Genomic DNA, 26,883 nt, shown 5'->3' with positions numbered 1-26,883 from the left:
AGTATATTTTGTCAGATAATTATAAATAAAAAGAGCAATGCGTGAGAGTCTCCCGGCGCCTCACTGCGTTGCTCTTTTATATTATCTCATTATAAAAAAATATCGTCAATTACATATCGTACACATTCGCACGTTTTACCACATAGATGCAATTAAAAGAATTCTTTTCTGTCAATACAAATCGCAGATAATAAACTTATCTTGAGTATGTGCTCATGTCTGTTGCCCACTTCTCAGCTCCTATTATAGACTGGGCAAATGCTGCTGCATTCTCTGATCCGCCTGTGTTCATGTCCCTGAAGTATGCATATGCAACCTTCTGATTGCCGCTTGAATCAAGGATTCCAAAGTAAAGATTCTGAGCTATCTCTTCATTACTTTCTTCAAGATTCTTTATAAATATACCTTTAATATACTGATTTCTGGTAACTCTGTTATATGCATATATGATTCCTGCTGCCTGCGAGTTCTGATCACCATATACCGCAGAGCTATAACCACATTCCGTAAGATATACAGGTCTTACTGCTCCCTTGTTATTAAGGAAATCTGACTGACACAGATAATCTGTAAGTACTTCGATATTCTCCATTGTGATCATATCAGTAGCTGCATTATGACTTATAAGTGAACCATAATATGATGTCATAGGAGTCCAGAACGGAGTCCAGTACAAAGGTGTATTGTATGGATGCTGGGCAAGTCCCCAGTTGATATTGCCTTCAGATTTAATATAGGCATTTACATTATCAAGGACATCTCTGCCATCATAGTATGTAACATCAGATGTTCTGTCTCTGTCCCACATCTGGTCGATACACATGCAGACATTGGCATTTTTATTTTCACTCATGATAGCGTTATAGCAGATCCTAAGGCTGTCAGCATAAATTCTTGAATAAGTGGCAACGTCTGTATAAGGCAGATAATTCCAGGAAAGATATGCATTAACTTCATTACCTATTACCCAGTTATCTATCTGGCCGTGGCCTGTGCTGCCATTATAACGGTTACTTATATATGACATTAAAGCTTCAAGCTTCTCAAGTCCTCTTGAATCTGCTGTATTGAGCATATAGTAAGGGCATGATCCGCCGCCGTCCCTTGCCGTAGGATATACAAACTCTGCATCCTTGTAGCCATTTAGAACTACCATTGTTACAGCAAGTCCCTGATTATTGTATTTCTTCATAAGCTGGTCATAACCTGAGAAATTACCTGTAATAGACCAGGTCTTCCCGTTATAAGTCCAGTTTCCACTTGAAGATTCGCTTACACTAAACTGATGGATATTAAAATTATAGGCCGTCTGACCTGCATTAAGGCCTCCAAGTTCATTACCCCATATTCCTTTTTTATTGGAATCATTTTTTCTTGAGGATGTGTTGGTCGCAAGTGTTTCAGGATTAGTAATATAGTGAGCATTGCTAACAACAGTGTAATTGCCTGAATTAAGGGTTGCGACTACAAACTTGTCATATAGATGACAGCTCGAAGTTCCTTTACCCAGGGCAAAAGAAAATGTAGCACTTGTTCCTGCTGCTGCACTTGCCACAGGTGATCCGGACGGCGTATTTTCATACATCTTAAGGGCAAAAAGATAATATACACCATCATCACTCGATGGAACTGATGAAGACGAAGCCTTTACAACAACATTGCTTCCTTCTATGATCGCCGAAGTTATGGCAACTGTTCCTGCTGCTTCTGCAGGGATATCAGAAGGGGCAAGAAATACAAAGGCCATCATAAGTGCCAGGATCACAGCAGAGACTCTTTTCTTAAAATTCATAAATAAAATCCTTTCGTTTGTCGTAAACCCATTATCTTTAAGTCATGGGTAGTTGACATACACATATCCTATTAGCTCTAAGCTTCAACAATATGTATATCGGCCAGTGCAAATCTTTTCATAACAAAAGAACTGTGATTGCCACTTTTAAATGGTCAAACACAGTTCTTTATATTTACAACCCCTAATTTTGTTAGAAAGCTCTATATAGAGTCCTTACGCCTTATCTATCTCTATTGAAATCTCTTCATTTTTCTTTTTTCCAAGAAAGGCCCATACAATGCCTGCGACAATCGCAATAGCCATTACTACTATGTTTGCAATTGCAACGTGTGCAGATGACAGGTTTGCAGGAGTCTGAACTTCTGTAAGTACGTCCGCATTTGAGAAATAGATAAATGCAAACCCCTCTACTCTGCTGCCTACAAGTGTCATAAGTGATGCTGATAAAAGGACCGGTGATACTACGCTTAGTATGTCACCTGCAATATCAGCGATTTTTCCTGCAATGCCTTTAACTTTTACAAAGTAAAGGCAGATAGCTATAGCTATTGTCACCATGGAAAGTATTACAAACAGCTGAGCCTGAGGTACGCTTCCACCCTGAAAATATCCGGAAGCATTTATATTGATCAGATAAAGGATGAAGCCAAGTAGTGCACATACAAAGGTTACACATCCTGCTATCATTCCAGCTGAGACTTTATTTTTCATCTTATTTCTCCTCCTTCCTTGCTTCAGGAACAAGAACTGATACCACATACATTGCAGCACATACGATAAGAAGCACAAGGCTAAGCTTATTAGTAAGATTTAATGCGTTATCATACCATGTATTTACTCTTGTAGTTGATACATTAAGTACAGCACTGTTTGCAAATGTATAAAGCTGGTACTTAAGATTCTGACGTGCTGCCTCTACAAGTTCTGCATCTCCACTAACAGAATCTTCTGATATATAAGCCCATGTAGCATCAACACCGCCATCTCCAAGGTTTATATGATTATCATTACTTCCAAAGTCTGCAACCATGGTAATTCCTGCCATGACCATAGATTCAGGTGAGAAATAGTATCCATTATTCATCATATCTGTTGATATAATGCCAGTGAATCCCCATTCATTTCTGAGAATGTCAGTAAGAAGTGCTGTAGAATGTGAAGCATTTACAGGTCCTATTCTGTTAAATGCGATCATTACTGCCATTCCGCCTGCATCTTCAAGTGCTCCCTGGAAGCCTCTAAGATCTGTCTCTCTGAACTTCTGTTCATTCATATAAGCAGCAACACCGTTTCTGTTATGCTCCTGATCATTAAATCCAAGGTGCTTAGGTCCATTCATGATACCTTTTTCAGTACAGCCTTTGATGATGCCATAACCGATGCGGTTAGTGAGCATAGCATCTTCTGAGATATACTCATAGTTTCTTCCGTTATAAGGTGTTCTTCTAAGTGTAAGACCTGTTCCCCAGATTACATATCTCTGAAGCCATAATCCGCTGTTACCTTCTACAAGTCCCCATTCATAGGCAAGTTCAGGATTAAAGGATGATCCAAGAAGAGTCTGTGAGCTTATATTGAACTGATAAGTCTTACCTGTCTCTTCATCTGTATAGCCTGCTGTAAATCCGTTTACACCTTCGTTCTGACTTACGATAGGATTTTCTACATTTGTAAGTGTATCAGACTGGCTACCACCGTGAATTACAGCACCTACTGCCTCATCAATTGTGATCTCTGATACAAGCTTGTCCCAGTATTCATTATTGATATCACTTACTACATCATAAGTCATATCAGAAGATCCGAATCTAAGTCCAAGATCTGTTCCTTCAGTAGCTTCATTATCAGTAGTAATCACGTGCTGCTGTCCACGAAGCTGTGCTATCCATTCATCCGCAAGAGGTGAATCAGATATTTTTATCTCTACATCTTCGTTATAATTTATAGGATATGTAGCATCCCAGTCATTTCTTGAAAGATATGTAACTGTATCTTCACCTGTCCAGTAGTTAAGATCTGCTGTATCTGCAACATTAGTTACTACTGTGTTATTAGAAAGAGCAAAAGTTGTTGTATCAAGCCCTGTATTATTGGTCCATACAACTGTGTTACCTTCTGCCTCTGCATCCATTCCGTTTTCTGTTGTATATCCCTGTGAAGCTAAAATGTTGTTAATAGCTTCATGTGAGCCTGATGCTGCTGTAAAGATATAATCTCCTTCATCAAAGATATATGTCTTTGCAGTTGTATAATCATAGCTTGCAAGATATTTGGTTGGAACAGTAATTGTTACTTCCTGTGTCTGACCTGCTGCTACTTCTACCTTTGCAGAATTGAGGAACATAACTGCAGATTTTTCTACATTATTTTCTTTGTCATATTCTGTATAAGGCTGCTGTACATAAAGCTGAGCAAGGAATTTACCATCTGTTGAAGAATTGTTGGTAACAGCAATAACTGCTGTAACATTGCCTTCTCCAGTCTTATCTATGTCTATGCTCTTAATCTCCTGAGAATAGTCAAGATAAGAGATGCTGTGTCCAAATGAATATACTACTTCATCGTCATAGTTCCAGGCATTACCTGTAGTACTTCCTTTTGTAGAAGAAGCATTTGAATCAGGATTTACTACCATATCATAGTATCTTGTTTCATAATATTTGTATCCAACATAGATACCTTCTGCTTCTACAATATACTGTCCTGCGCTATAGGTAGCATCACCGCCGCCAAAAGAGCCTGCGCTTGAAATATTGGATATATCTGTCTTGGGATAACGATCATCATATCCGTTTTCAGAATTTGCTGCCACTATATCAGAGTCTGCATAATAGTCTCCGCCAAAGTTCATTACAGCAGGATTAGATGCGTTATCTGCAACATATGTTTCAGGAAGAGCACCTGTTGAGTTAACTGCTCCTGTAAGAACATTTACGATACCTGTACACTGGTAATCATTAGGGCATCCAATATAAGCGATACCATCTACTTCATGCTCTCCACCTTCTGCTATATCGCTTATGAGCATTGCATTACCTGTATTCAAAAGAACTACAACGCTTCCGCATAATTCTTTAGCCTTATCTACAAGTGCAAGCTCGTCTTCTGAAAGCTTTAAAGGATCCTCTCCTGTGCTCTCACCAGCCATATTTACAGCTGTATCAGTACCATAAGTTGTTGTCTCTCCGCCTGCTCTTGAGAATACAACAACACCTGTTGTATTGTCGTGGTCTATTGATGATTCCCAGTCATCACTGATACCATAATCAGAATACATGGAAGGAGTTACTTCCACAATCTGGAAATCGCCCATATCGCCAACTGCTGTATTATAGATAACATCATATACAACATGTGTTTCAAGAGCGCCTGTCCACTGATTCTCTGTCTCTTCTTCATGACGGTTCATCATCTTTGTATAGAAGTCATAAAGAGTAGAATTAACAGTGTAACCTGCCTGTTCAAAGGCACCTACCAGATCTACAGCATCTTCGTTTCCACCTTTAAGGTCTCCTGATGCATAAGGATATGGTGCATAGGCTGCAAGTCCGAACAGTGCAATCTGTTTCCCCTCAGACAATGGAAGTACGTTATTGTCATTTTTCATTATGACTGTTCCTTCTTCGCCTTCTCTTATCGCTATGTCCTTAGCTGCGCTTGCAAGATCCTCGATAGTGTCGTAATCGCTTACGAATCTTGCATCTTCGCTATCAGTATTTGTTACATAACTGGTAGTTCCAAGGAAATTATCAAGATAAGCTCTATAGCTTTCAATGATAGTGGAACCAATTGTTGTCAGAACAAGTACTGAGCCACATGCAGCTGACAATCCTCTGAAAAGAGGAGTCATCTTTTTGATACTCATATTTTCTTATCCTCCCTTAAACATAATTCTTTGCTACTTACCATAAGATCACCGCACCTATTACTAATACTTATTGCAGTCTTATAAATCATATATTAGCATCTGAAAATCGCTGTGCTTCTAACTTACGTAATCTGTCATTTTTTTGTCGTGATCGGAATGATCACTTCTTCTTCCCTGCATTCATCAACTGCTCTTATTCTTACTTCTTCACCAGATCCGGCTCTTACTGCTGCCATCATCTGGCCGTAATAACTGAAGGTTTTATTGCCTTTATATCCGTCCTTGTTATAAGAACATGCATTACCAAATCCAAGGAGCTTACCGCCTTCTACACTCAGCTCTACTTCATGCATTTCAGAAGGTTTTCTTATACCTTTACCATCTGTATACATGATAGGAATGAAGATGATCTCATCTTTACAAGCAGTTTTCTTTTCAGGCATAATGCTAAGTTTTACTTCATCTGCTGCTGTAACAAGCTTATTTTCATAAAGCTTGTTGCCATCCCTGTCATAGGTAACTGCCTTTAATTCACCGTTTTCATATGGAGTCTTATAATATGTTCTAAAGGTCTTTCCAACCTTTTTACGTCCAAGTGATCTTCCGTTTAAGAACAGTTCAACGCTGTAATCTCTTGTATATACTTCTATGAAAGCTTCTTTCCCTTCATAGCCTTTGTAGGACCAGCTTTCAATAGCTTCTGTAAGTTTCCAGGCTGATGGAGAGTGCTTACCTATATTACATAAAGGCTTAACTGCTATTGCAGGCTCTTTTTGTGCCTTATAGACAACTCTTGTATAGGCTGCTTCCCCGCCTGTAAATCCGAGTATGTCTACTCTTCCGCTTCCTGCTGTAAGCCAGCCTGACTTATCAGCATCCTTTGGTGCGTACTGTTCATATTCCCAGGCTCCTATTCCGGCTTCTCCTATATAGTCCTGGCCTGCCCATACGAAATCGCCGATTATCCTTTCATTCTTCTCTGTAATCTCAAGCCATTTCCAGGTATCCTTACAGAAAGTCTCACTTCCAAGGATGAGTCTTTGAGGATATTTCTTAAGATCATGCTTGTACCTTAAGATTCCGTAGTTGTATCCGGCAATGTCCATATTTGCATAGGCATCTCTTGTCTTAACATCGCACATAGGAAGCGTAGCTCCGACCTTCATGGTCGTATCTCCAAGGATACCGGCAAGTGTATTATAGAATTCACTTCCTACAGGCTTTGTTTCTTTTTTCTTTGCATCATCCTTAGCATTTTTACTATTTTTTGTTTCTTTGCTCTTATCTTCTTTTCTCTGAGCCTCTTTATCAGCCTTATCATCACTGTATACGCCAAAACCTGCCGAATATAAGAAGTTAAAAAAGATATTGATGCCGCAGCTTACAGGTCTTGTGTCATCAAGCATGTGAAGATAGTCAGTAAAGTCTTTTGTAAGCTTTATGCCTCTTTTTTCACCTGTTTCTGCCACTTCATTGCCAGTTGAATACATAATGACCGATGGATGATTATAATCCTTTAAAACCATTGCCTTTAAATCTTTCTTCCAGTTATCTTCAAGGAAGTTAACATAATCATATTTGGTCTTATGTATGTACCAGCAGTCTACATACTCGTCCATGACGAGCATTCCCATTTTGTCGCAGGCTTCAAGAAGATAATTTGAACAAGGATTGTGGGCACTTCTTATAGCGTTATATCCCTGCTCCTTAAGGATCCTTATCTTTCTTTCTTCTGCTTCCTTATAAGCACAGGCTCCAAGAATGCCGTTATCATGATGTATGCAGGCACCCTTTAAGATCACATGCTTTCCATTTATGGTAAGGCCATGCGATGGGCCATATTCTAAAAGTCTTATGCCAAAAGGCACTCTTGTCTCATCTTCCTTGTATCTGACCTTGCACTCGTACATATACGGGCTTTCAGGCGACCATAATTTTGCATCTTTAAGCTCTATATTTATGGCAGCCTTTCCATCTGTATCTTTAGAAGCTTTGGCAACTACTTCTTCATTATCAAGTATTTCTATATCAAGGCTTCCTAAGCTGCTTGTCTTAACTTCAACAAGGATCTTTGCAGGATCAACTGATAAAGTCTTTATCTTTATGCCATTTAAATTAATATGTTCCTTTGGAGATACACACATCCAGACAGGTCTGTAAATGCCGGTACCTGAATACCAGCGGCTATTGGGCTGGTCAGAGTTTCTTGCAACTACTTTTATGGTATTTGTATCTCCTATCCTTAAATAGGTATCAAGACATATTGAAAACTCAGTATAGCCATATGCATGGAATGCAACATGTTCACCATTTATATAAATATCACAGTTATGATATACTCCTTCAAACACGAGTCGGTGAGTAAGATCTTCTTCCTCTTTAGATACAAAAAATTCTTTTTCGTATTCATAGTCAAGAGCCTCAAACCATCCTATATTGTGGATTCCGGCGCTTTCCAAAGCCCTTTTTTCAGATATCATTGCATCATGAGGAAGTGTTACCTCTTTCCATTTATCATCACTTCCAAGAGGTCTTACACTCCAGCCTTTATTAAAATCAAGTTTTTTCATAATAACTACTCTCTAAGACTTTTCGTCACTTCGTTCTAATATTTTCAAATTTCTGCTTTCAAAGCCTGTTCTATATGTCTTCGTCAGGATCTACCCATTCTCTACCCTCAGCAAGTACTGCCTTTTTCTGATTCTCTCTGATGATCTTATGATCTTCTTCGATATGCTTTTCAACCTTCAAAAAGCTTGTAAGTACTACAAGTACTGCATAGCACAAAAGTTCAACTCCAAGATAGCAGATGACAAGCATAGTCTTAACACTGTCATTCTGAACTGCTGCCATTGCATCATATCCGCTTGCAGACAGAAGTGCATTTATGATTCCGTTTCCAAGACCTGTCATTCCGACCATGATCGCACCATAAACTGACATGGTAAATCCGTCACTTCTAAAGCCGTTCTTAGCTTCAAGATGATCAAGTACATCTGACAAAAGAGCCAGTGTCACATACATCGCAGGTATAGAACCTATGCCCTTAAGTACGACACCGATGCAGACTATAACGAAATTATTAACGTTTATAAAACTTGCAAGACCTCCAAGTACTGATAATAAAAGGCCGTAAGTTACTGCTCTTTGCTTGCCAAGCTTATTGGCTATAGGCCAGGCTACAAGCATTCCGATTGCTGTAGGTATGCCGCCAATTGCTCCAAGTATTCCCATCGCTGTTCCTGCATCGGCTTCAGATGTGATACCATCAAACATCCATCTGCAGTAGTAATTCATGGAACCGTTCTTTACAAGGCCTCCAAACTGGAACAAAAGGAAATATAAAATGATGAGCCACCAGTATTTTTCCTTCACGCAGGCGCCAATCTGCTGCTTCATAGGAAGCTTTTTTTCCACAATATTGAGTTTTAAATTCTCTTCTGTGATTCTCTCTCTGGTGAAATAGTATTCAAGAAGTATAGCCAGTGCTGTTATAAAGCAAAGGCCAACCATGATATTTCGCCAGTTGTTGTAGCTTAGTGCCTGATCTATGACTCCGTTTTCTTCTACGAAGAGATAGCTCTGAAGAAGGATCGGAATAACTATACTTGCACCAAATCCTACAGCTGCAACACCTGAAGCATTGGAGAAGGTTGCAAGAAGGCCTCTTTTGTCAGAATCCCTTGTAGAAAGGGCAACCATTGAGCTGTGTGATGTGTAATAAAAAGGATATGCTATCGAATAATAAATGTTATAAGAAAGTGCAATCCATATCATCTGAACCTTGGGGCTTAAATTTATAGGTGTCATGAATAAAAGCGCTATCGCAAGAGTTACAAGAGGGGCTGACAATAACAGGTATGGTCTTGCCTTGCCCTGACTTGTCCTTGTATTGTCCATAAGGTGACCTACAAAAAGGTTACCTATTACTACAAAGATTACCGATATCATTGGCAAAAGGGCTGAGAAATTGCCGAATTTGCCTGTGTCTGTCCATCCTATTACATCCGAATAATACCTGTTAAGATATGATGCGAATATAGCATTGGATATAAGTGCACAAAAAGGTGCCAGGAAATAACCTATGATCATCTCCTTAGGCTTAACCTCCGATGTCTTTATCCTTGTTCTTAATAATGGATTGTCAAAAAAATTGTTCTTACTCATTTATATCCTCTCCTTAAAGAAGGTGCTCACCACTTTCAAGTACCCTTATTTCGCCGTTTTTAAGTGTTACTTCTGCTTTGGTGCAGGCAGGAACACTTATTTTCATCCTGCGGCCATCCTCTTTATCTTCCCAGCTGACTTTTATATCGCCATAAGGCGTTCCTACGCTTCCCTTTGCATAAGTAATAGAATCTGTATATAAAGGCGAAATCTTAAATCTCTTATATCCCGGTTCCAAAGGCTCTATTCCAAGAATCCTTCTATAAAGGAAATCGCCCACAGCACCTGATGCATAATGATTATAAGAGATCATCTTGTCTGTACCATCGTCTCCTATTGGACAATTGCCATTTTCATCAAGACCGTCCCATCTCTCCCAGATGGTGGTAGCTCCTGTCTTTACTTCATAAAGCCATGACGGACACTTCTCATTAAGAAGCATCCTTATCGCATCATCCTCATATCCGTTATCAGAAAGTGCAAACAGAATATAAGGAGTACCTGGGAAGCCTGTTCCTATACAGTAGTTGCCGCCTCTTACCATATCACTGAGAGCCTTGGCTGCGCCTTTTTTATCCTTTTCATCAAGCATGTCAAAGTAGATTGGAAGCACATATCCTGTCTGGAACTCTTTGCCTTTAAGATGTGCATTATCATCCATAAATCTGGCTCTATAAGCTTTGGAAGTAGCTTTGCTCATTTTGTCGTAATACTCTTTATCTTCGCTATTTCCAAGTTCTCCAGCTATTTTGGACAAAAGAGAACTCGTGTGAGCAAGTGAAGCCGTAGCTGTCCACTTACTTCTTCCCTGCCACTGGCTCATCTTAGGAACGTCAGGCGCTACCCAGTCTCCAAAATGGAAGACGCTTGGAGTATTCCAGATGTACCTGTTTTGCCCAAAAGAAAGAAGACCCGCCCAACCCTTGCAGGCATTTACATATTTTTTCATCATCTCATAGTTATCTGTAAGGATCTTCTTATCGCCTGTAGAAAGGTACAGCGCCCATGGCACAAGAACACTGGCATCTCCCCAGAAATCAACTGCCATTACAGGCATGGTCACAGGGAATCCAAAGCCCTGGGATGGAATTGTATTGGGAATTCCTCCGGTCTTTCTCTGCTCGGCGCGCATATCGCACAGCCACTTTGAAAGGAATCTTGTCATTTTAAAGTTATATACAGCAGTGGGGGCAAATACTGCAATATCGCCTGTCCAGCCCATTCTCTCATCGCGCTGCGGACAATCTGTTGGAATCTCCACAAAGTTGGACTTAGCACCCCATCTTATATTGCTTTGAAGCTTATTGAGCTTTTCATTTGAACACTCAAAGCTTCCGTTATCCTTGATATCTGAATACAGTGCTATGGCTCTTACTTCTACATCGCTATCTTCAATGCCTTCAATACTTATATACCTGAATCCCATATAGGTATAATTTGGTGCATATGTCTGAGAACCTTCCCTGCAGGTATATTCCAGTCTTGCCTTTGCAGATCTTAGAAAGTCTGTATTAAGGCTGCCGTCTTCATTTAATATCTCAGCATGCTTTACTACTATCTTCTGACCCTTATTAACTTTCTTTATATTAAGTTCTATAATGCCAGCCATATTCTGACCAAAATCATAAATGCTAAGATTGCCATTTTTAGTAATGCTCAAAGGCTTAAAGCTCTCATGCCTCTTTACAAGACTACCGTAAGTAGCTGTGATCCTTGGATGTATCTTTACATTTTCAATTTCTGAAAATCTCCAGGTCATGGAGCTTTCATCTGTTGTAGCATCATATACTTCGCCATCATATATATCAGCTTCCTTTACAGGACCATCAATGCTGACCATCCATGACTTATCAGTACCTATAACCTCACTTTTTCCGTCTTCATATTCTATTAAAAGCTCCATCATAAGAGCCTGCCTGTCAGCTGTTACTCTGTTAACCCTGCTGTAAATAAATGAACCTACAGCCCAGCCGCCGCTTACAGTTGCAGTTATATGATTGCTTCCTTGTCTAAGCATTGAAGTAACGTCATATATCTGGTACTGAAGATTGGTCTTATAAGATGTAAAGCCAGGAGCAAAATAGTCATCCTTGACCCTGTTATCATTTATAAATGCTGTGTACATACCGATTGCTGTACTTAGAAGCTTCGCGCTCTTAACTTTCCTCTTTATATCAATATCTTTTTTGAAGGTCATGGGAACGGGGGATACCTTCTTGTCTTTAAAAACATAAGAACCATCAGTTATAAACTTTCCATTCCATTCTGTATCCATCCTTCCAGTCTCAAATATAAGCTCTGCCTGTGCGCTCTCGCCGTGATTATCAGTTACTACAAGAACTGCTTTGTAAGACCTAAAAGGCTCTAATGCCTTGCCTTTATATTCGATACCTATCTGCTTATCTGTGGTAATTGACCAGTCGCCAACAGTAAGCTTTGCATTTTTAAGATACGTGGCATTCTGATCACTCTTAATGGCAAAAGAAAATCTTGGATTATTATTATCTGTAACTATATTTTCTTCTAATTCTTCACATGTAAATCTATCTATTGTGAGCATTTTCCCCTCCAAGGATTTCCAGTAAATTCAAGTCTCACTCATAATCCCCGCTTAAAGAAGTGGGGACTTCTCTCACTGAAATAAAAAACCTACCGATACTATTTTCGGTAGGTTAAATATAACATATATACTTTTTCTAAAATTTCTTTGGTCGTAAACTGCATCCAATTTGTCGCAAAAGGTATCCGCTTTATATTTTCAGCCTATTTGGAAGGAGGATGCGCTGTTCGAACCAGCCATTCTCGGCTTTTATGGTTACTGAGCCTCCGTACTTCTGGACTATGTTTTCGATACTCTTCATTCCAAAGCCGTGGTATCTGGTATCTTTCTTGGATGTAACAATATGCCCGTTTACAATCTTGGGTTTTTCGTTGTAGCAATTCTCCATCCTGATCCTGACAAAGCCCTTTTGATGAGCAACCGCCAGATGAATAAGGCGCTTCTCCTTATGCTCTATCTTTTCTACACTCTCGATCGCATTATCAAGCATATTACCAAAAAGAGCATTAATATCCATTGGTTCCATAAAATTTATAGCCTCTCCATCAGCAACAACAGTCAGCTCTATCCAGTGATTCTGACAGTATATGGACTTGGCTGTAAGTATGGTATCAAGTACTTTATTACCTGTTTTGTTCTGAGCTTCATATACCCTGATATCTCTTTCTATTTTATCAAGATATTCAAGAGATGATCCGCTATCTATACCCTCGCGAAGAAGGGCTATCTGATGCTTTAAGTCGTGATACTTGATATTGACGATCTCCATAGACTTATCAAGCATCTCATAATTGGCCTGCTGCATGTTAAGCGCATCCTGGAGTCTTGCCATTTCAAGCTTTGTAGTAAACTCTCCCATCTGGAAATAAGCAGCATGAAGAATTGCAACACCTCCAAGATCGACCAAAGTCCTTATAACAAAGATTTCACTTGCATAAACGCCTCCAAACAGAGCTCTTCCTGCTACATAGTAAAGGTTACTGGTCCCGTAAACTGCAACAGTAATGATAAGTATGCTGATAAGTTCTTTACGGGTTATGATAGCACCATCAATAGTCTGCCTTATCTTTTTTTTCAATCTTATAGAAAATTGTCACCTGTACAGCGTGAACTATAACAAGCATTAGAATATTGGCCCAAAGAGCCTTGGGATATCCAAAAGAATTAACTGCAAAATAATAGATCATCCAATGCATCGACGCCATGAATTCCCCGATAAGAAATGCATTAAGTGATACATAAAGGCAGGTATGATTATCAAATCCACAGTTGAATTTTATTGACCAGAAAACTGACATCATATAAAGCGCTGTAAGAGGAATGAACAGCACTTTATTTTCGGCCGTAAAGTACATAACAAGGCTCATTATGGCAAAATAAATAAGCTGATACACAGATGTTATAATCCACGATCTCTTTTTTTCACTCACCGCTATAATGATCCAGCAGGCTAGATTATAAGAAAGAGCATAATATATACCGGGTGTATTAATGGAACTTACTATATCCGTCATTTACTTACCTCGTTCATGTAGTCATTGAGCGCATCCATGAACTCTTTTTTCTTGGATCTTGACACAAGAATACGGTCCTTGCCGATTATTATGTCATTGTCTTCAACTCCATCTACATACTCAAGATTGGCAAGAAAAGCTTTATTACAGCGATAGAAAGGCTCATCAGAAAGCTTTTCCTCGATTTCTCTTAAAGTTCCACGAACTACTATAGAGCCTGTTTTGGTATGATAAATAAGATCATGATCCTGAACTTCTATATAGTAGATATCTGAAACACTTATCTTCTGCACTCCGCCCTTATAGTTAAGTGAGAGGTACTTGGCACTTCTTTTTTTCATACGGCCAAGAGCTCTTTCTATTCTCTGGGAAAAGGCAAAGTAGTTGATAGGCTTTAATACATAGTCAAGCGCCTCAACTTCATAACCCTGCATGGCAAACTGAGGCATGTTGGTTATAAAAATGATAACAACCTCTTCATCAAGCGCCCTTACTTTCTTAGCAGCAGTCATTCCGTCCATGAACTGCATCTCAATATCCATAAGGATAATATCAAAATCGCATTTATAATCCTCTGTTATATCTTCGCCGTCCTGAAATCTCTGCACTATAAACTTCTCGCCTGATTCTTCTTCATATCTGGATATGTACTTTTCAAGTGTAGATGCATAATTATCATCATCTTCAACTATAGCAAGTCGAATCATTCTTAAAGTCCTCTCTAAACAAATAATTGCAATGCTTATATACAGTGCAATCATTTTATATGATTTAAGGGTTAAAAGTCAAAATACCGTAAAATACTGAGTTTTGTATCAATTCTTCTTTTTATTGATTATATAAATTCCGAGACTTACAAGGACAAGAGCTATAAGAGTATAAACACTAAGCGCCTCATCTCCTTCACCCAGGAATATTGCAGATAATATAACGCCCATAACAGGATTGACGAATCCAAGAACAGTTACAGTGCTGACAGGATTGTATTTAAGAAGTATACCCCAAAGTGTATATGCACCTGCAGATATAAAAGCCATGTATATAAGAAGCGGGATACTTCCTGCAGATACAATAGTAAGATGACCGCCCATAAGTGTTCCAACTACAGCCATTACAATACCGCCAATAAAGAACTGATAGCCCGATAATACTACTGGATTTTCTTTTTGGGAAAAGAGCTTTATGAAGCATCCTGCAATAGCGCTTGCAAATGCAGCTATAAGCATTGCGCCCTCACCCTGAACAGAGAATCCTCCTTCAAGAAATGAAGAGCTTCCACCTGTAACGCAGAGAAATACACCTGCAAATCCTATGATCATACCGGCAGCCTTACGAGCAGATAATTTTTCAAATTTAAAAGCATATACAGCAAGAAGTATACTAAAAAAACTTCCCGCAGCATTTATAATAGAACCTCTTACACCAGATGTATGAGCAAGTGCCATATAAAAGAATATGTACTGAAGAATAGTCTGAAAGCAAGCAAGTACCAGTATATACTTAAACGAACTCTTCTTGGGAAGCAAAACCTTCTTTTGCAAAAGACTTCCAAAAATGATGACCATAATACCGGCTATTATAAATCTTGTTCCTGCAAAAAGGATTCTGGAAGGAGTATCACCTGCTGCTATATCAAACAGCTCGTACCCTATCTTTATTGCAGGCGAAGCACTTCCCCACAAAGTGCAGCAAAATATTGCTGTTATGATAACAATGGGAAGTCTGGTCCATATGGTCTTTGTCTTTGTAATTGTATCTTGGCTTGAATTCATTAGTGTATGTCCTTTTCTTTTAGGTGATTGGTAGTTGAATACAATGTAATGAGGTAGGTGTCTAAGGTAATCACATAGCAAATAATAGCACAAATTTTAAATGTGAAGTTAAAGATATTTTTTGATAACTTTTCATTTGGTGAGAAGCCATAAATCCAAATCATCTTTTCAACAACGTCTGCAATAGTAATAGTCTCATCAAAAAGACATGCTAAGCCGTAATTACTTTAATAATAAATAAGAATTATCTTCAAGAACCTTTAGCTGTATGTCTGCCTTACATGATCTTTCAAGAACAGTTCTGACATTGTACATATCACTGTAATTCACAAACTTCTGTGCATCTTCTATTGATTTACCGCTTTTCATCTTCCTGTCAAGAAGGCGCTTATAAAGCAAATCTTCATCTGCATATATACTAATAGTAATATCAGCATACTCTTTTAGTATATCCCATCCATCATCCTGTAAAAGAAGATAATTGCCTTCAAGTATTACAATATCGCTATCAACAAGTATTGCATCTTCCTGCGGATTATGCGTCATCCTGTTGTAATCCGGCCATCCGCATACTTCTCCATCTGCAACTTTTTTTACTTTTTCAAGGAGTCTTTCAAGATCAAAAGTCTCAGGAGCTCCCTTTACATCAATCATAGGAATATCCTGCCCATCCCTTTTAGTAGTATGTGACATAAGATAATCCTGGTACCTGTGAAAACCATCCATTCCAATTACAGCAACGCTTTTAAGATCTTTGGTATTATCAGAAAGATATTTAAGAAAGCTTAAAAGAGTACTCTTTCCCGCACCGGGAGGTGCTGCAAGCATGGCAAGAATTCTTCTGCCGCTTCTCTCCTGCATATCTTTCATTTTCTTTAGCAATGGAATAAATATATCATTTATATTTTCATCAGAATAACTTACACTTGTTTCTATTCCATTAATACTAACAGTATAGTTCATAATCAAATATCTCCACAAAATCTAATCGCATTGCTCTTTAAGCTGACGTCTTTCTCCTATAGCTTCAAGCCCTTCTTTTCTTCATCAAATCTTCAATTTTTCTGCAGACCAGATAGAAGAATCAAAGGATTATCGCGTTCATTACTATAATACTAAAAATTTGCGAATTATAAACAATAAAATGTCCTTGCGAATGTGATACCTTAGCTGTCCAAGGTAATCCCATCGCAAGGACATAAACACATGTTTTATTCCATATATTTAAGCATTGCTTTCATCATATCAGGATATTCAAGTGTTCCGTCATCGCGGTGAATAAATCCAAAAAGCTCTCCGTTACCGCTAAATGCACCGTTGTCCCACCATAAAAGAGGCAAGCCACAGGATTTTGCCTTAGCAGTATAGTATGCTGCCCAGTCAACTCTGTCCTGAAGATTTCCGTTTTTATCTACACATCCGCACTCACCGATAACTACCGGTATTCCCTGGCTTATATACTTTGTGTATATTTTCTCCATGAAATAGTCAATATCTTTTCTGCTTGCTGCAGATGATGCATCAAAGTTATCTATTCCGGGACTTTCAAGAGCAAAGCTGTATGGTGTATATGCATGAATGGAAAGGATTATCTTATTATCAGCGCTGTCTGTAGGGATTACAAATCCGTCATTAAGTACTCCGTCAGGACTTGCACAGTATCCAGGGCACATAAGATAGCGGTCTTCATTATTGCCGCCTGATGCTCTTACAACATCAACAAATTTCTGATTAAGTTCATTGATTATAGCAATTGCATTTTTGCAATCCTCATTATTAGGATCTATCCACCATTCATTGTTATGGCCTACAAGTCTGGGTTCATTCATAGATTCAAATATAAGCTTATTGTCATAATCTTTAAATCTGTCTGCTACCTGAGTCCAGATGCTCTCTATATAATCAAGAGACTGCTCTTTGTGTTCTTCATCAGGATAGAGTCCATTAGCTTCAAGATGGTTGTCATGATGAATATTTATGATAACATACATATCTTCTTCTACTGCGTAGTCAACAACTTCCTGCACACGATCAAGCCATGCCTCATTTATCTTGTTGTTTTCATCAACATGATTGTGCCAGCTTATAGGAATTCTTACTGTACTAAAACCATTATCATGAATAGCCTTTATGAATTCTTTAGTTACTTTATCATTACCCCATGCAGTTTCGATCGTAAGGTCATCATTAACCCCACTATCAACAAATGCATCGAATGTATTTCCAATATTTAATCCAAGTTTCATATCTCGAACAAAAGAAAGGCTTTCATTATCCGGAATGTCTTTTTGTTCAATCTCAATTTCAGGAATAGTTATTTCAGTTGCCATTTCATTATCCTCCATAGATGATTCGGCAGTGCTTTCGTTCTCTGAGGTCTCACTTTCAGAACTATCTGCATCCGATACTTCAATACCAGATGCATCAAGGACCGAAGTATCACTTTTTTGCTGTGCACTACCAGATACTCCGCAACCTGTAAGTAATGCTACCAGCAATAAACTTATAACTTTTTTCTTCATCCAAACTCCTTTGAGGCTCATCTTTATAAAAAGATACACCTATCATAATTATTTTGTAAAAAGAGGCGATGCACTGCACCGCCTCTTTAATTACATTCATAATTATAACACTTATATACAAAGAATTAATACTGCTATAAGCGCTTTAAATTCTTTTAGTATACTGGTTTAAATATAATTACTTATTAGCCTCATCAACATAAGCCTTCCATGTATCTGCGATAGCTTCTGTAAGAGCTGCTACGTCAGCATTAGGAACGATGCTCCATGTAAGTTCTTCACCAAGTTTAAGGTTAGGAATCATATCATGATAAGCAACTGTACCATGTTCAGACTCAGACATCATTGTAATTGTCTCATCAATTGCTCTCTCATCGAAGATACCCTGACGAGCTGTTGAAAGGAATCCGTTATAATCCTCGTATCCTTCAGGAGCTTCTGTATAGAGGTTATAAGCAAATGCAATCTTCCAAGCTCTGTCTGCATCATAGCATCCAGGAATTGCTGCTGGGTTGTTGGACCATACATTAAGATATGTATCCATCTGAGGTCCCTTAGGGAACATTACGAATCCAACTTCATCTTCCATATCTTCAAGGAAGCTTCCAGGTGTTCCGGCATACTCATCTTCTACCATGAATGCTGCATGTCCCTGAACGAACTCTTCTTTATAGTAATCCCACTCAGCGCCTTCAGGATCATGATTATCGAACTTGTTGTACATATCTACAACCCACTCAAGAGCTTCCTGTGTCTCAGGTGCTTCAAGGTTGTAGAAATACTTACCGTCTGCATCCTTACCAATGTAAGAACCGCCGTTTGAGAATACAGCCATAGTTGTCATAACACCTTCGTTAAGTGTAAGGCCATATACATCATCAATACCATCGTTATCTGTATCTCTCTGACACTTAGCCATAAGCTCTTCGAACTTATCCCAAGTCCATGTGCCATCTGCCTGCATATCATAAACGCTATCAGGATCGATACCTGCTTCTGTAAGAAGTCTCTTATTGAAGTAAACACCTGTACGAGGCTCTGCGATACCTGCTGACATAGCATAGATAGCATCGCCCTTTGCATACTGTTCATGAATAAGGTTCTTAGTGAACTTATCCTGAGTGAAGTCAAGGCAGTCAAGTGTTGAAAGGTCATACATAAGACCATTGCTCATAGCAGATACTATAGCTGCATCACCTCTTAAGATGAATACATAGTTGTTATCGTCACCACCTGTTGTAACATAGTCTACGAAATCCTGAGGTGTTGTTCCCCAATCAGAGATTGCAACCTGTTTGATCTTGAAGTTGTATGTCTCCTGAATCCATTCACGATATTCATCAAGAGATTCTTCGTAGTCATTTGAAGGCTCTGCAGGCTCTTCTGGTGACCACCAGTCACGAACGATGATCTCCATGCCACCAAGGTCGATAGGATTACCATTTTCGTCTGTTATAATTTCCGGACCCTCTTCTACAGCCTCTGTAGCTTCTGTTGCAGCTGCATCTGCTGTCTGAGTCTCTGTAGATGCAGCATCTGTAGAATCACCACCTGTAGTATTACCAGCATCACCTGAACCACCACAAGCTACGATTCCAGCTGACATAGCTGTAATAGTTGCTACTGCAATTGCTTTGTTTGCTAACTGCTTTTTCATATTTTTCCTCCTTCATAAGAAAAAAAATTGTTTTATCGATAACCACTTTTGTGGATATCAGCCCTTCTCAAGTTCCCCTTGCAGCCTCTTATTAAGGCTGCACGTCACTAATACTTATGATCTGTGATCTTTAAGTAACTACTTCTTAATACCTGTAGCTCTGATACTAATGATCTTTGATCTTTAAGTAATTACATCTTAATACCTGTAGCACTGATACTTTCTACGAATGCTCTCTGTGCAAAGAGATATATAACGATGAGAGGTAAAACGATCATCAGTGTACCTGTAGATAAGATACAGTTGGAATAAGCAACCGATATAGTTGTCTTGATTCCTGAAATTCTCTGAATATATGCGCCAAGTGAATCAACGATTCTTGCAAGAGATGTACTTACAAGAGGTGTTGAGCCAAGGAACATTTTGGAATAGAATCCATCAGTCCACTGCCATACAAATGCAAACAGGAAGCAGGATGAAAGGATTGGCTTACTCTGAGGAAGCATGATACTTACAAATGTTTTAAGCATTCCGCATCCATCAACATATGCAGCTTCTTCCATGTCTCCTGGAATATTTCTAAAGAACTGTCTTATCATATAGATGTAAAGACCGTTTTTAAGTCCCATTCCGGTTGCACTCATAAGATAATAAGGAAGCTTTGAACCACGAAGATTTATTGTTTCGCCTGTTATAAGCTTGATGATTCCCAGTATGTCAAAGAATCTAAAATGCAGATACAGTGAACTTACAATTGTCTGCGGAGGGATAAGGATTACAAGAATAACACATGCAAACCACATATTTTTAAGAGGGAACTTAAATCTTGCAAAACCGTATCCAACCAGTGTACATACAGCAATCTGTAATACTGCGATAGTAAAAGATATAATGATCGAATTCAAAAGTGCCTTAGGATAAGACATTACATCCGATGCCATCTTGTAATTGGCTGTAGTAAAATGCTCCGGGATATTAGTAACAATCGGGTTATAAAGATCCTGCTCTGTCATAAAGCTTACAGATATCTTATTGAGGATTGGCTGAAGTATAAGGAAGCACATTCCGAACAAGAGTATGAATCTGCAAATGCTTACTGCAATCTCTATAGTTTTTTTCTTTAAAAGATACCCGCCTGAACGTTTGTTCCTCTCCCAAAATCCAAGCTTTTCGATATTCTTTGCTTTAGTCATAGTAGTAAACCTCCTTAGAGATCAGGAAAGATGAAACACCTATAAAGGCAAGGATAACTATGAAGTATACCCAGGACATTGCCGAAGCTCTGCCGTATTGCATCTGATCTATCATTACAGACTGAATCTTTTCGATTACTTTGTTATCAGATCTCATACAGAAATCAACTACTGTATAAATCCAGTTAACAAGGAACATGGAGCTTATCATAGGGAATGTGATCTTCCAAAGGCTCTCCCACTTTGTACATCCTTCAATATCAGCAGCTTCGTACATGCTGCTTGATATTGTCTGAAGTCCTGAAAGGAAAATAATGATCTGGATACCTGATGCTATTGCAACATCATAGATATTATCAATTACTTCAAATACCTTCTCAAAAGCCTTAACACCGACACCTGAAGTTCTGAGTATAGTCTCAAGTGCTGCTGTGATACTGACTCCACTTGTTGTATCTTCTATCTGAGCAGCAAGAGCAGCCATAAGCTGGTTATTGGTTTCAAGTCCCAGGATTACACCTGATGAAAGGATAACCGGAAGGAAGAATATAGCTCTTACAAGTGCTCTTCCTTTAAACTTCTGATTAAGTATCAGTGCTACAAAGAATGAAAATACGATGATAGCCAGTGAGTAGACAACCATTCTTCCAAGTTCTTCTACAAGAAGTCTTGTATATTCAGGATCAACTCTGAATGCATATTTCAGGTTTTCAAGTCCGTTAAAAGAAAGTGTAAAGTTACCTGATCCAAGACTTACTTCACTAAAACTCATGTGTAGTGACTGAAATAGTGGCTTTACCATGAAGGCAAGGAATCCAATAATAAATGGCGATATAAACAAATATCCGGCAATGGCTTTTCTTTTTTGAAGACCTGCCAGTTTATTCTTTTGCTTCTTCATCATCAAATCCTTTCCGCTCATGATCTTACTACCAGATAATCTCTGGCAGGAATTGTCTGACCATCTGCTGTTACATCTTCAAAATCATAATTGACATATACCTTGGTTCCATCAGCATAAGTAGTAACAGAAAGTGTATCTGTTATATTCTTATGATCTACCATTTCCTGGTTGAATATATGTCCAAGTTCTTCATTGTATCTTGTGTAATACTCGATCATTCTGTCACGCCAAGCATCATAATCAGATCCGTAATACTCTGTATATAATGTCTTCTGAAGCGCAAATGAAGATTCCTTCATAACTGTGAATGAAAGTCCTGCACCATACTCGGCACTGTATAAAAGCTGCTGAACATCATCACCGCAGATATTGAGTGAGTATCCTGTGTAATCTACATAGCCATGTATTGCAAGCTGGTAGAATGGAATACATTCATCAAGTATTGTGTAATCGTTACCGCGAAGGTCCATGTTGGTAACCATATTTGCATAAGGAACTGCATAGTCGTTACCCATATTGATCATAACGTTCTGACCATTATCATTCGTAGCCTTGAATGTCTGTTCCTGAAGCTTAAGTACTGCTTCTCTTGAATAAGGATTCTTTACATAATAGTCAGCTGAGAGATCTTTACCATTATCTTCAAATGAAACACCTGTTCCATAAGTAGTTGCTGCATTTATAAGATTATCAGCCATCTTCTGTGCAAGCTCTGTATGAAGAAGGAAATATGTCTTTGCTCCTTCTCTTTGTGCATAAGTTACTGCACTGTACTGATAAAGCTCTGCTCTTTCTTTATTGATAAGCTTTGCTGCATCTCTGTAGGAGAAGAAGCCATCAAAGATGTTGGAGTTATATTCGTACTGAGTAACACCGTTCAAATAAAGGTCTACGCCATTTTGCGAAGCATAATCTGAAAGAGCCGTAAGATCTTTTTTGCCACCAAGACTTCCTATAAGATTAACATCATCAAGGAGCTTCTGGCTTACACCTCCGTTGCACCAGCCTGACATCTTGATCGACATATTGTTAAAGCCTTGAGAATTAAGATCCTGGATTATTCCCTGCGCTTCTTCATATGTAGTAAGGGCAAGAGGTCTTGATACCGGAACACCAACGATCTGCTTAACCTTATCTACTGCTCCAACAATCTCAACTTCTACAGGAGCCTCAGTATCAGTGTTAAGAGCCATGTAATCACCGTATTTATCTTTAAGATATGATCCGTAGCCCTTAGCCATATCTACATAGCTGCCTGAATCAACGAACTTATATCTCTGAGTAAGATTCTCATCAGGAAGCTCTTCGATGTATTTGTAAATCTCAGAATTGGCGATATCACCTACTTCATACTGCTCTCTCTGGCAGATACTATATACAGCATTTACGTAGTTGTAGCTATTGTTCTTACCTGATATATCAGCCTGAATAGATGCATATGATCTGCCATCTTCAAGCATACAGATGAATGAATCATCTCCCTGAGATATTCCGTATACACCAAATGATGCTCTTGTGTTATGTACCAGTGCCTTACGTGAAAGACACATATCCCAGCCATATACATTAGCGTAATATGAGTTCTGAGTTGTCTTACCATTATTGAAGTTAATGATTGCTCCACCGCCTTCAGGAACCATCATAAAGCCCTGATCATCTTTGCTGCCTGCTCCAAAGAATGGAAGAACTGAGATTGTATAAATAGGATAATCTGACTTGTACTCAAGCTCTGAAAGAGGAACCTCAACTACAAGCTCATCACCTTCAAGTTTGTAAATTACATTTACATTAAATACAGGCTTATCTGATACAGACTCTGTAAGATCAAGTTCCTTGTCAGCAAGATAATTTTCGTATGTATATCCTGCTTCTTCGAAGTACTTCTGCAGTGTCTTTTTAACGTTTTCTTTAGTAGTAGATCTGAGTACATATATTACATTGGTCTCAATTATTGGATAATTTGCAAGAAGTTCTTCTTTATTATCTTTTTTACCAAGATCATTAATATCATACTTTTTGTAATACTCACCTACGACGTTAAGACCTTCCTTACTCATCGCTCCTGTCCACTTTTCATAATCCTCAGCGGTACATACAGGAGGAATTACGTATTCCTTTTCAACCTGACCAAGTGAATACTTTACTTCAATCTGATCATCTCCCGGAATTACTTCATATATCTTATTCTTAACTGAATAGTTATATGAATCGTATGTTGTCTCAAGACCCGCTTCTGTGTTAAAAGACATAACCAGTGTTGACATAAGTTTTGCCTTTTCTTCAGGAAGTGCTATCGCATCCTCTTCACTTCCGTCAGGAACTGACTTCCATACTTTACCGCTTGATTTTACAAGAAGTTCAAATTGAGTAGTTTCTGGATCCATCGTAAGCTTTAATGAATCATTTTCGATTACTACAGGTCCTTCTATTTCCGTATATGCATTTGGTTCGATAATCTCAGGTGCAACTTCAGCATTCTGATAAGTAACAACCACGAATACAATGGCTCCGATTATACAAAGGAATATTAAAGGAGCGATCATACTCTTGAGAGTTTCTTTTATTGCATTTCGTCTCTCGACCTGTCTTTCTGTCAATTCTTTTTTCATATAAGCTCCCATTACAACCTAAATAGAAATTCTTTACCTAAAGAGATAAAGTAAGCTACACCCTGCGAAATCATACTGAAGAATATCATTAAGATAAAAATCATTACCAGCATTGCGAAAAGTGTAAATACTGTAAATAATAAATTTTTACCAAAAGCAAACTCATGTATCTGTCCCATGGCTGTTACTATAAGTATTCCTGCGTATATAAGTGATAATCCACTAAGTACTGTATAAAACTCTTTTTCATCAACTGTTACATAGTTACTGAATATCATCAGTGGAAGCTGTACCAGAGGATAAGGAATAAGTCCATAGCAGGTTGCCATATAAACCTGACCAAGTCTTCCTTTACCATCAAAGAGTGTTGTCAGTCCCCAGTTACCTATTACCCACAGTGCAAGCGGAAAAAGAATACTTGCAATGTATACGAATATATTTAAATCTTCCCAGTAAACCGTTAAAAATATAAAACTTGTAAAACGAAGCTTTAAAACACGAATCAAGACTGTTGCAAACAGGATCGTGTTTGCGGCTGCCATCGTTCCTCTTTTTTCATGAGTCAGATCCCAGAAACCATCGAGAGGATGTGACATGCAGTACAAGGCAAACTTTAACGAATCCAGGTATTTATTCCTTTTTTCCTTTTGTGCTAAAACTTGAAGCATATCATCCTCCGTTACGTTTCAATTCATCTAATTCAGCCTTTTCTATTTCCATCTTGATACTCTTGTATCTGTCTATACCAAGCGGAATGAGGAATATAGCCAAGATAACAATTACTATTACAACTATATGATCTTCTACCCACTCTTTTCTGTACTGCTTATAGGCTTTGGAATAGTTCTCATCATCATACTTAAGTTCGAAATATTTCATCGCTCCCTTGTAATCCTTCTGACGAAGAAGTGCTCTTCCGATTCCTATATAAGCAAGATCATAGTTACCATCAAGTGCCATTACCTGGCGCCATGAAGCTTCGGACTCTTCATAATAACCCTTGTCGAACTGATCAATTGCTTCGTAGATCTGCTGACCAAACTCTGTTGGAGTAAAAAGAGTAATCGCACAATCAAGCTCATCAAGTACGAAAAGGTCATAATCCATATGATCAATAGCTACAGGTCTTCTGAAATAACCATCCATGTTACCGTTACCACCAAAGGCGATCACCATGTTGCCCTGATCATCATAAGCAAATAGTCTTCCTCTGTTCTTATCAAGACATACATAGATGTCATTATCAAAGCAGGTAACATCTGTAAAATAGGAAGCTCCTTCATATCCGCCGCCGTTGCCCATGTAAAGGTCACCGATTATAGGCCATTCACCGTTTCTTACAAGTATGTCATTACCCATCAGGTTAAGCTTTCTTATAACATCAACACTTCCGTTCTTGATATCAAGTGCTTCACCTGAACCTGTAACTGCATATATGAAACCTTCGTGGTCCATGCAAAGGTTATCGTACTGTGTAGGAACGAAATTCTGCATGAGAGCTCTCTGTTCCTGTGTTGCAAACTTCTTCCAGATATAATCAGTCCAGTCATATGTAACAGGTGTTGCACCTACAAATCCTGAAAATGTTCCATCAGCTTCGTATTTGACAAGACCTTTGTTGATACCTGATGCTACGCAGTAAACACGTTCTGCAGAATCAATTGAAACCTTGGTTGGCTGGAATACAAGTGCCGGATCAAGTGTATTATCATCAGGTTTTATAAATTCCATAAGATAATTTAAATCCTTATCCAGCTTTAAGATTCTTGCATTGCCTGAGTCAGCTATGAAGAAATCTCCATTCTCAGATACCTGTACATCAGTTGGTGCTGCGAAGGTATTATTGTCTGCACCTTTGAAAGAGTCAATGATCCTTTCAACTTCAAGTGTCTGAGGTGTAGCTCTATAAAGCTCTATGATTCTATTATTTCCTGTATCACAGATGTAGATCTTATCTCCTACAACTGTGAGTCCTTGTGGAGATTTAAGCATTACATCAAGTCCAAGTTCTGATGATGTGAATACTTTGCTACAGGTATATGCATTAGGTGCATCCTGTACATCTCCCCAGTAATCGTAAATATATGAGTAACTTCTTTCGGCTGCAGTTGCAGATAGCGGTGCCAGTACTGCTACCGCCAGTGCACATGCCCCGGCAAGGATCCTCTTTAATGTCGCTTTTTTCATGTCCCCTCCTTAATCCTTCAAACCAGAACTAGCCATTGTTTCAAGAATCTGGCTTTCTGAAAGAACGAATATAATGATAGGTACAATCATTACAACAACGAGAACCGCTGCACCCTGACCTGTTCTTGCAATACC

Annotated in this window: 18 protein-coding genes; all 18 read right to left on the bottom strand. The window is 38.6% G+C overall.

Features of this window, described 5'->3' with window-relative positions; genetic code table 11:
* Positions 1–196: 196 nt before the first annotated feature.
* The gene (locus K6G87_RS07885; RefSeq protein WP_296835620.1) at positions 197–1,792 is read right to left on the bottom strand and encodes a DUF5722 domain-containing protein; all 1,596 of its coding nucleotides are present in this window, start codon (positions 1,790–1,792) and stop codon (positions 197–199) included.
* A 216-nt stretch (positions 1,793–2,008) separates the two neighbouring features.
* The gene (locus K6G87_RS07880) at positions 2,009–2,506 is read right to left on the bottom strand and encodes a hypothetical protein (RefSeq protein ID WP_296835618.1); all 498 of its coding nucleotides are present in this window, start codon (positions 2,504–2,506) and stop codon (positions 2,009–2,011) included.
* 1 nt (position 2,507) lies between these two features.
* Positions 2,508–5,660, bottom strand: a complete 3,153-nt coding sequence (locus tag K6G87_RS07875) for a glycoside hydrolase family 3 N-terminal domain-containing protein (protein ID WP_296835616.1) — start codon at positions 5,658–5,660, stop codon at positions 2,508–2,510.
* A gap of 137 nt (positions 5,661–5,797) precedes the next feature.
* A complete protein-coding gene (locus K6G87_RS07870) occupies positions 5,798–8,233 on the bottom strand; it encodes a glycoside hydrolase family 2 TIM barrel-domain containing protein (RefSeq protein WP_296835614.1) in 2,436 nt (811 codons plus the stop codon).
* 70 nt (positions 8,234–8,303) lie between these two features.
* Entirely contained in the window at positions 8,304–9,830 is a 1,527-nt protein-coding gene (locus tag K6G87_RS07865; protein WP_296835612.1) for an MFS transporter, read from the bottom strand.
* A 13-nt stretch (positions 9,831–9,843) separates the two neighbouring features.
* Positions 9,844–12,390, bottom strand: a complete 2,547-nt coding sequence (locus K6G87_RS07860) for an alpha-L-rhamnosidase (RefSeq protein WP_296835610.1) — start codon at positions 12,388–12,390, stop codon at positions 9,844–9,846.
* Positions 12,391–12,580: 190 nt separating this feature from the next.
* Positions 12,581–13,468 carry an ATP-binding protein gene (locus K6G87_RS07855; protein ID WP_296835608.1) on the bottom strand — a complete coding sequence of 296 codons (888 nt, stop codon included), beginning with the start codon at positions 13,466–13,468 and terminating at the stop codon, positions 12,581–12,583.
* A complete protein-coding gene (locus K6G87_RS07850) occupies positions 13,440–13,904 on the bottom strand; it encodes a hypothetical protein (protein ID WP_296835606.1) in 465 nt (154 codons plus the stop codon). Before K6G87_RS07850 ends, K6G87_RS07855 begins: the two co-directional genes overlap by 29 nt.
* Positions 13,901–14,611 carry a LytR/AlgR family response regulator transcription factor gene (locus tag K6G87_RS07845; RefSeq protein WP_296835604.1) on the bottom strand — a complete coding sequence of 237 codons (711 nt, stop codon included), beginning with the start codon at positions 14,609–14,611 and terminating at the stop codon, positions 13,901–13,903. Before K6G87_RS07845 ends, K6G87_RS07850 begins: the two co-directional genes overlap by 4 nt.
* Positions 14,612–14,719: 108 nt before the next feature.
* On the bottom strand, positions 14,720–15,676 hold the full coding sequence (locus K6G87_RS07840) for a DMT family transporter (protein WP_296835602.1): 957 nt from the start codon (positions 15,674–15,676) through the stop codon (positions 14,720–14,722).
* 222 nt (positions 15,677–15,898) lie between these two features.
* Positions 15,899–16,639 (bottom strand): nucleoside/nucleotide kinase family protein, encoded by a 741-nt coding sequence (locus tag K6G87_RS07835; protein ID WP_296835601.1) that lies wholly within the window; start codon positions 16,637–16,639, stop codon positions 15,899–15,901.
* Positions 16,640–16,887: 248 nt separating this feature from the next.
* Positions 16,888–18,198, bottom strand: a complete 1,311-nt coding sequence (locus tag K6G87_RS07830) for a glycoside hydrolase family 5 protein (protein ID WP_296835599.1) — start codon at positions 18,196–18,198, stop codon at positions 16,888–16,890.
* 178 nt (positions 18,199–18,376) lie between these two features.
* Positions 18,377–19,855, bottom strand: a complete 1,479-nt coding sequence (locus K6G87_RS07825; RefSeq protein ID WP_296835597.1) for an ABC transporter substrate-binding protein — start codon at positions 19,853–19,855, stop codon at positions 18,377–18,379.
* Positions 19,856–20,046: 191 nt separating this feature from the next.
* Positions 20,047–21,048: a carbohydrate ABC transporter permease gene (locus tag K6G87_RS07820; protein WP_296835595.1), complete on the bottom strand. Its 1,002-nt coding sequence runs from the start codon at positions 21,046–21,048 to the stop codon at positions 20,047–20,049.
* Positions 21,041–21,952, bottom strand: a complete 912-nt coding sequence (locus tag K6G87_RS07815) for a carbohydrate ABC transporter permease (protein ID WP_296835593.1) — start codon at positions 21,950–21,952, stop codon at positions 21,041–21,043. The genes K6G87_RS07820 and K6G87_RS07815 overlap by 8 nt, the downstream gene beginning before the upstream one ends.
* A 14-nt stretch (positions 21,953–21,966) precedes the next feature.
* Entirely contained in the window at positions 21,967–24,561 is a 2,595-nt protein-coding gene (locus K6G87_RS07810) for a DUF5696 domain-containing protein (RefSeq protein WP_296835591.1), read from the bottom strand.
* Between the two features lie 11 nt (positions 24,562–24,572).
* Entirely contained in the window at positions 24,573–25,229 is a 657-nt protein-coding gene (locus tag K6G87_RS07805) for a YIP1 family protein (protein ID WP_296835589.1), read from the bottom strand.
* 1 nt (position 25,230) lies between these two features.
* Positions 25,231–26,748 carry a hypothetical protein gene (locus K6G87_RS07800; protein ID WP_296835587.1) on the bottom strand — a complete coding sequence of 506 codons (1,518 nt, stop codon included), beginning with the start codon at positions 26,746–26,748 and terminating at the stop codon, positions 25,231–25,233.
* Positions 26,749–26,883 lie beyond the last annotated feature (135 nt).

Source organism: Butyrivibrio sp., from assembly GCF_024699075.1.
This window is presented reverse-complemented; position numbering and strand designations above follow the sequence as displayed.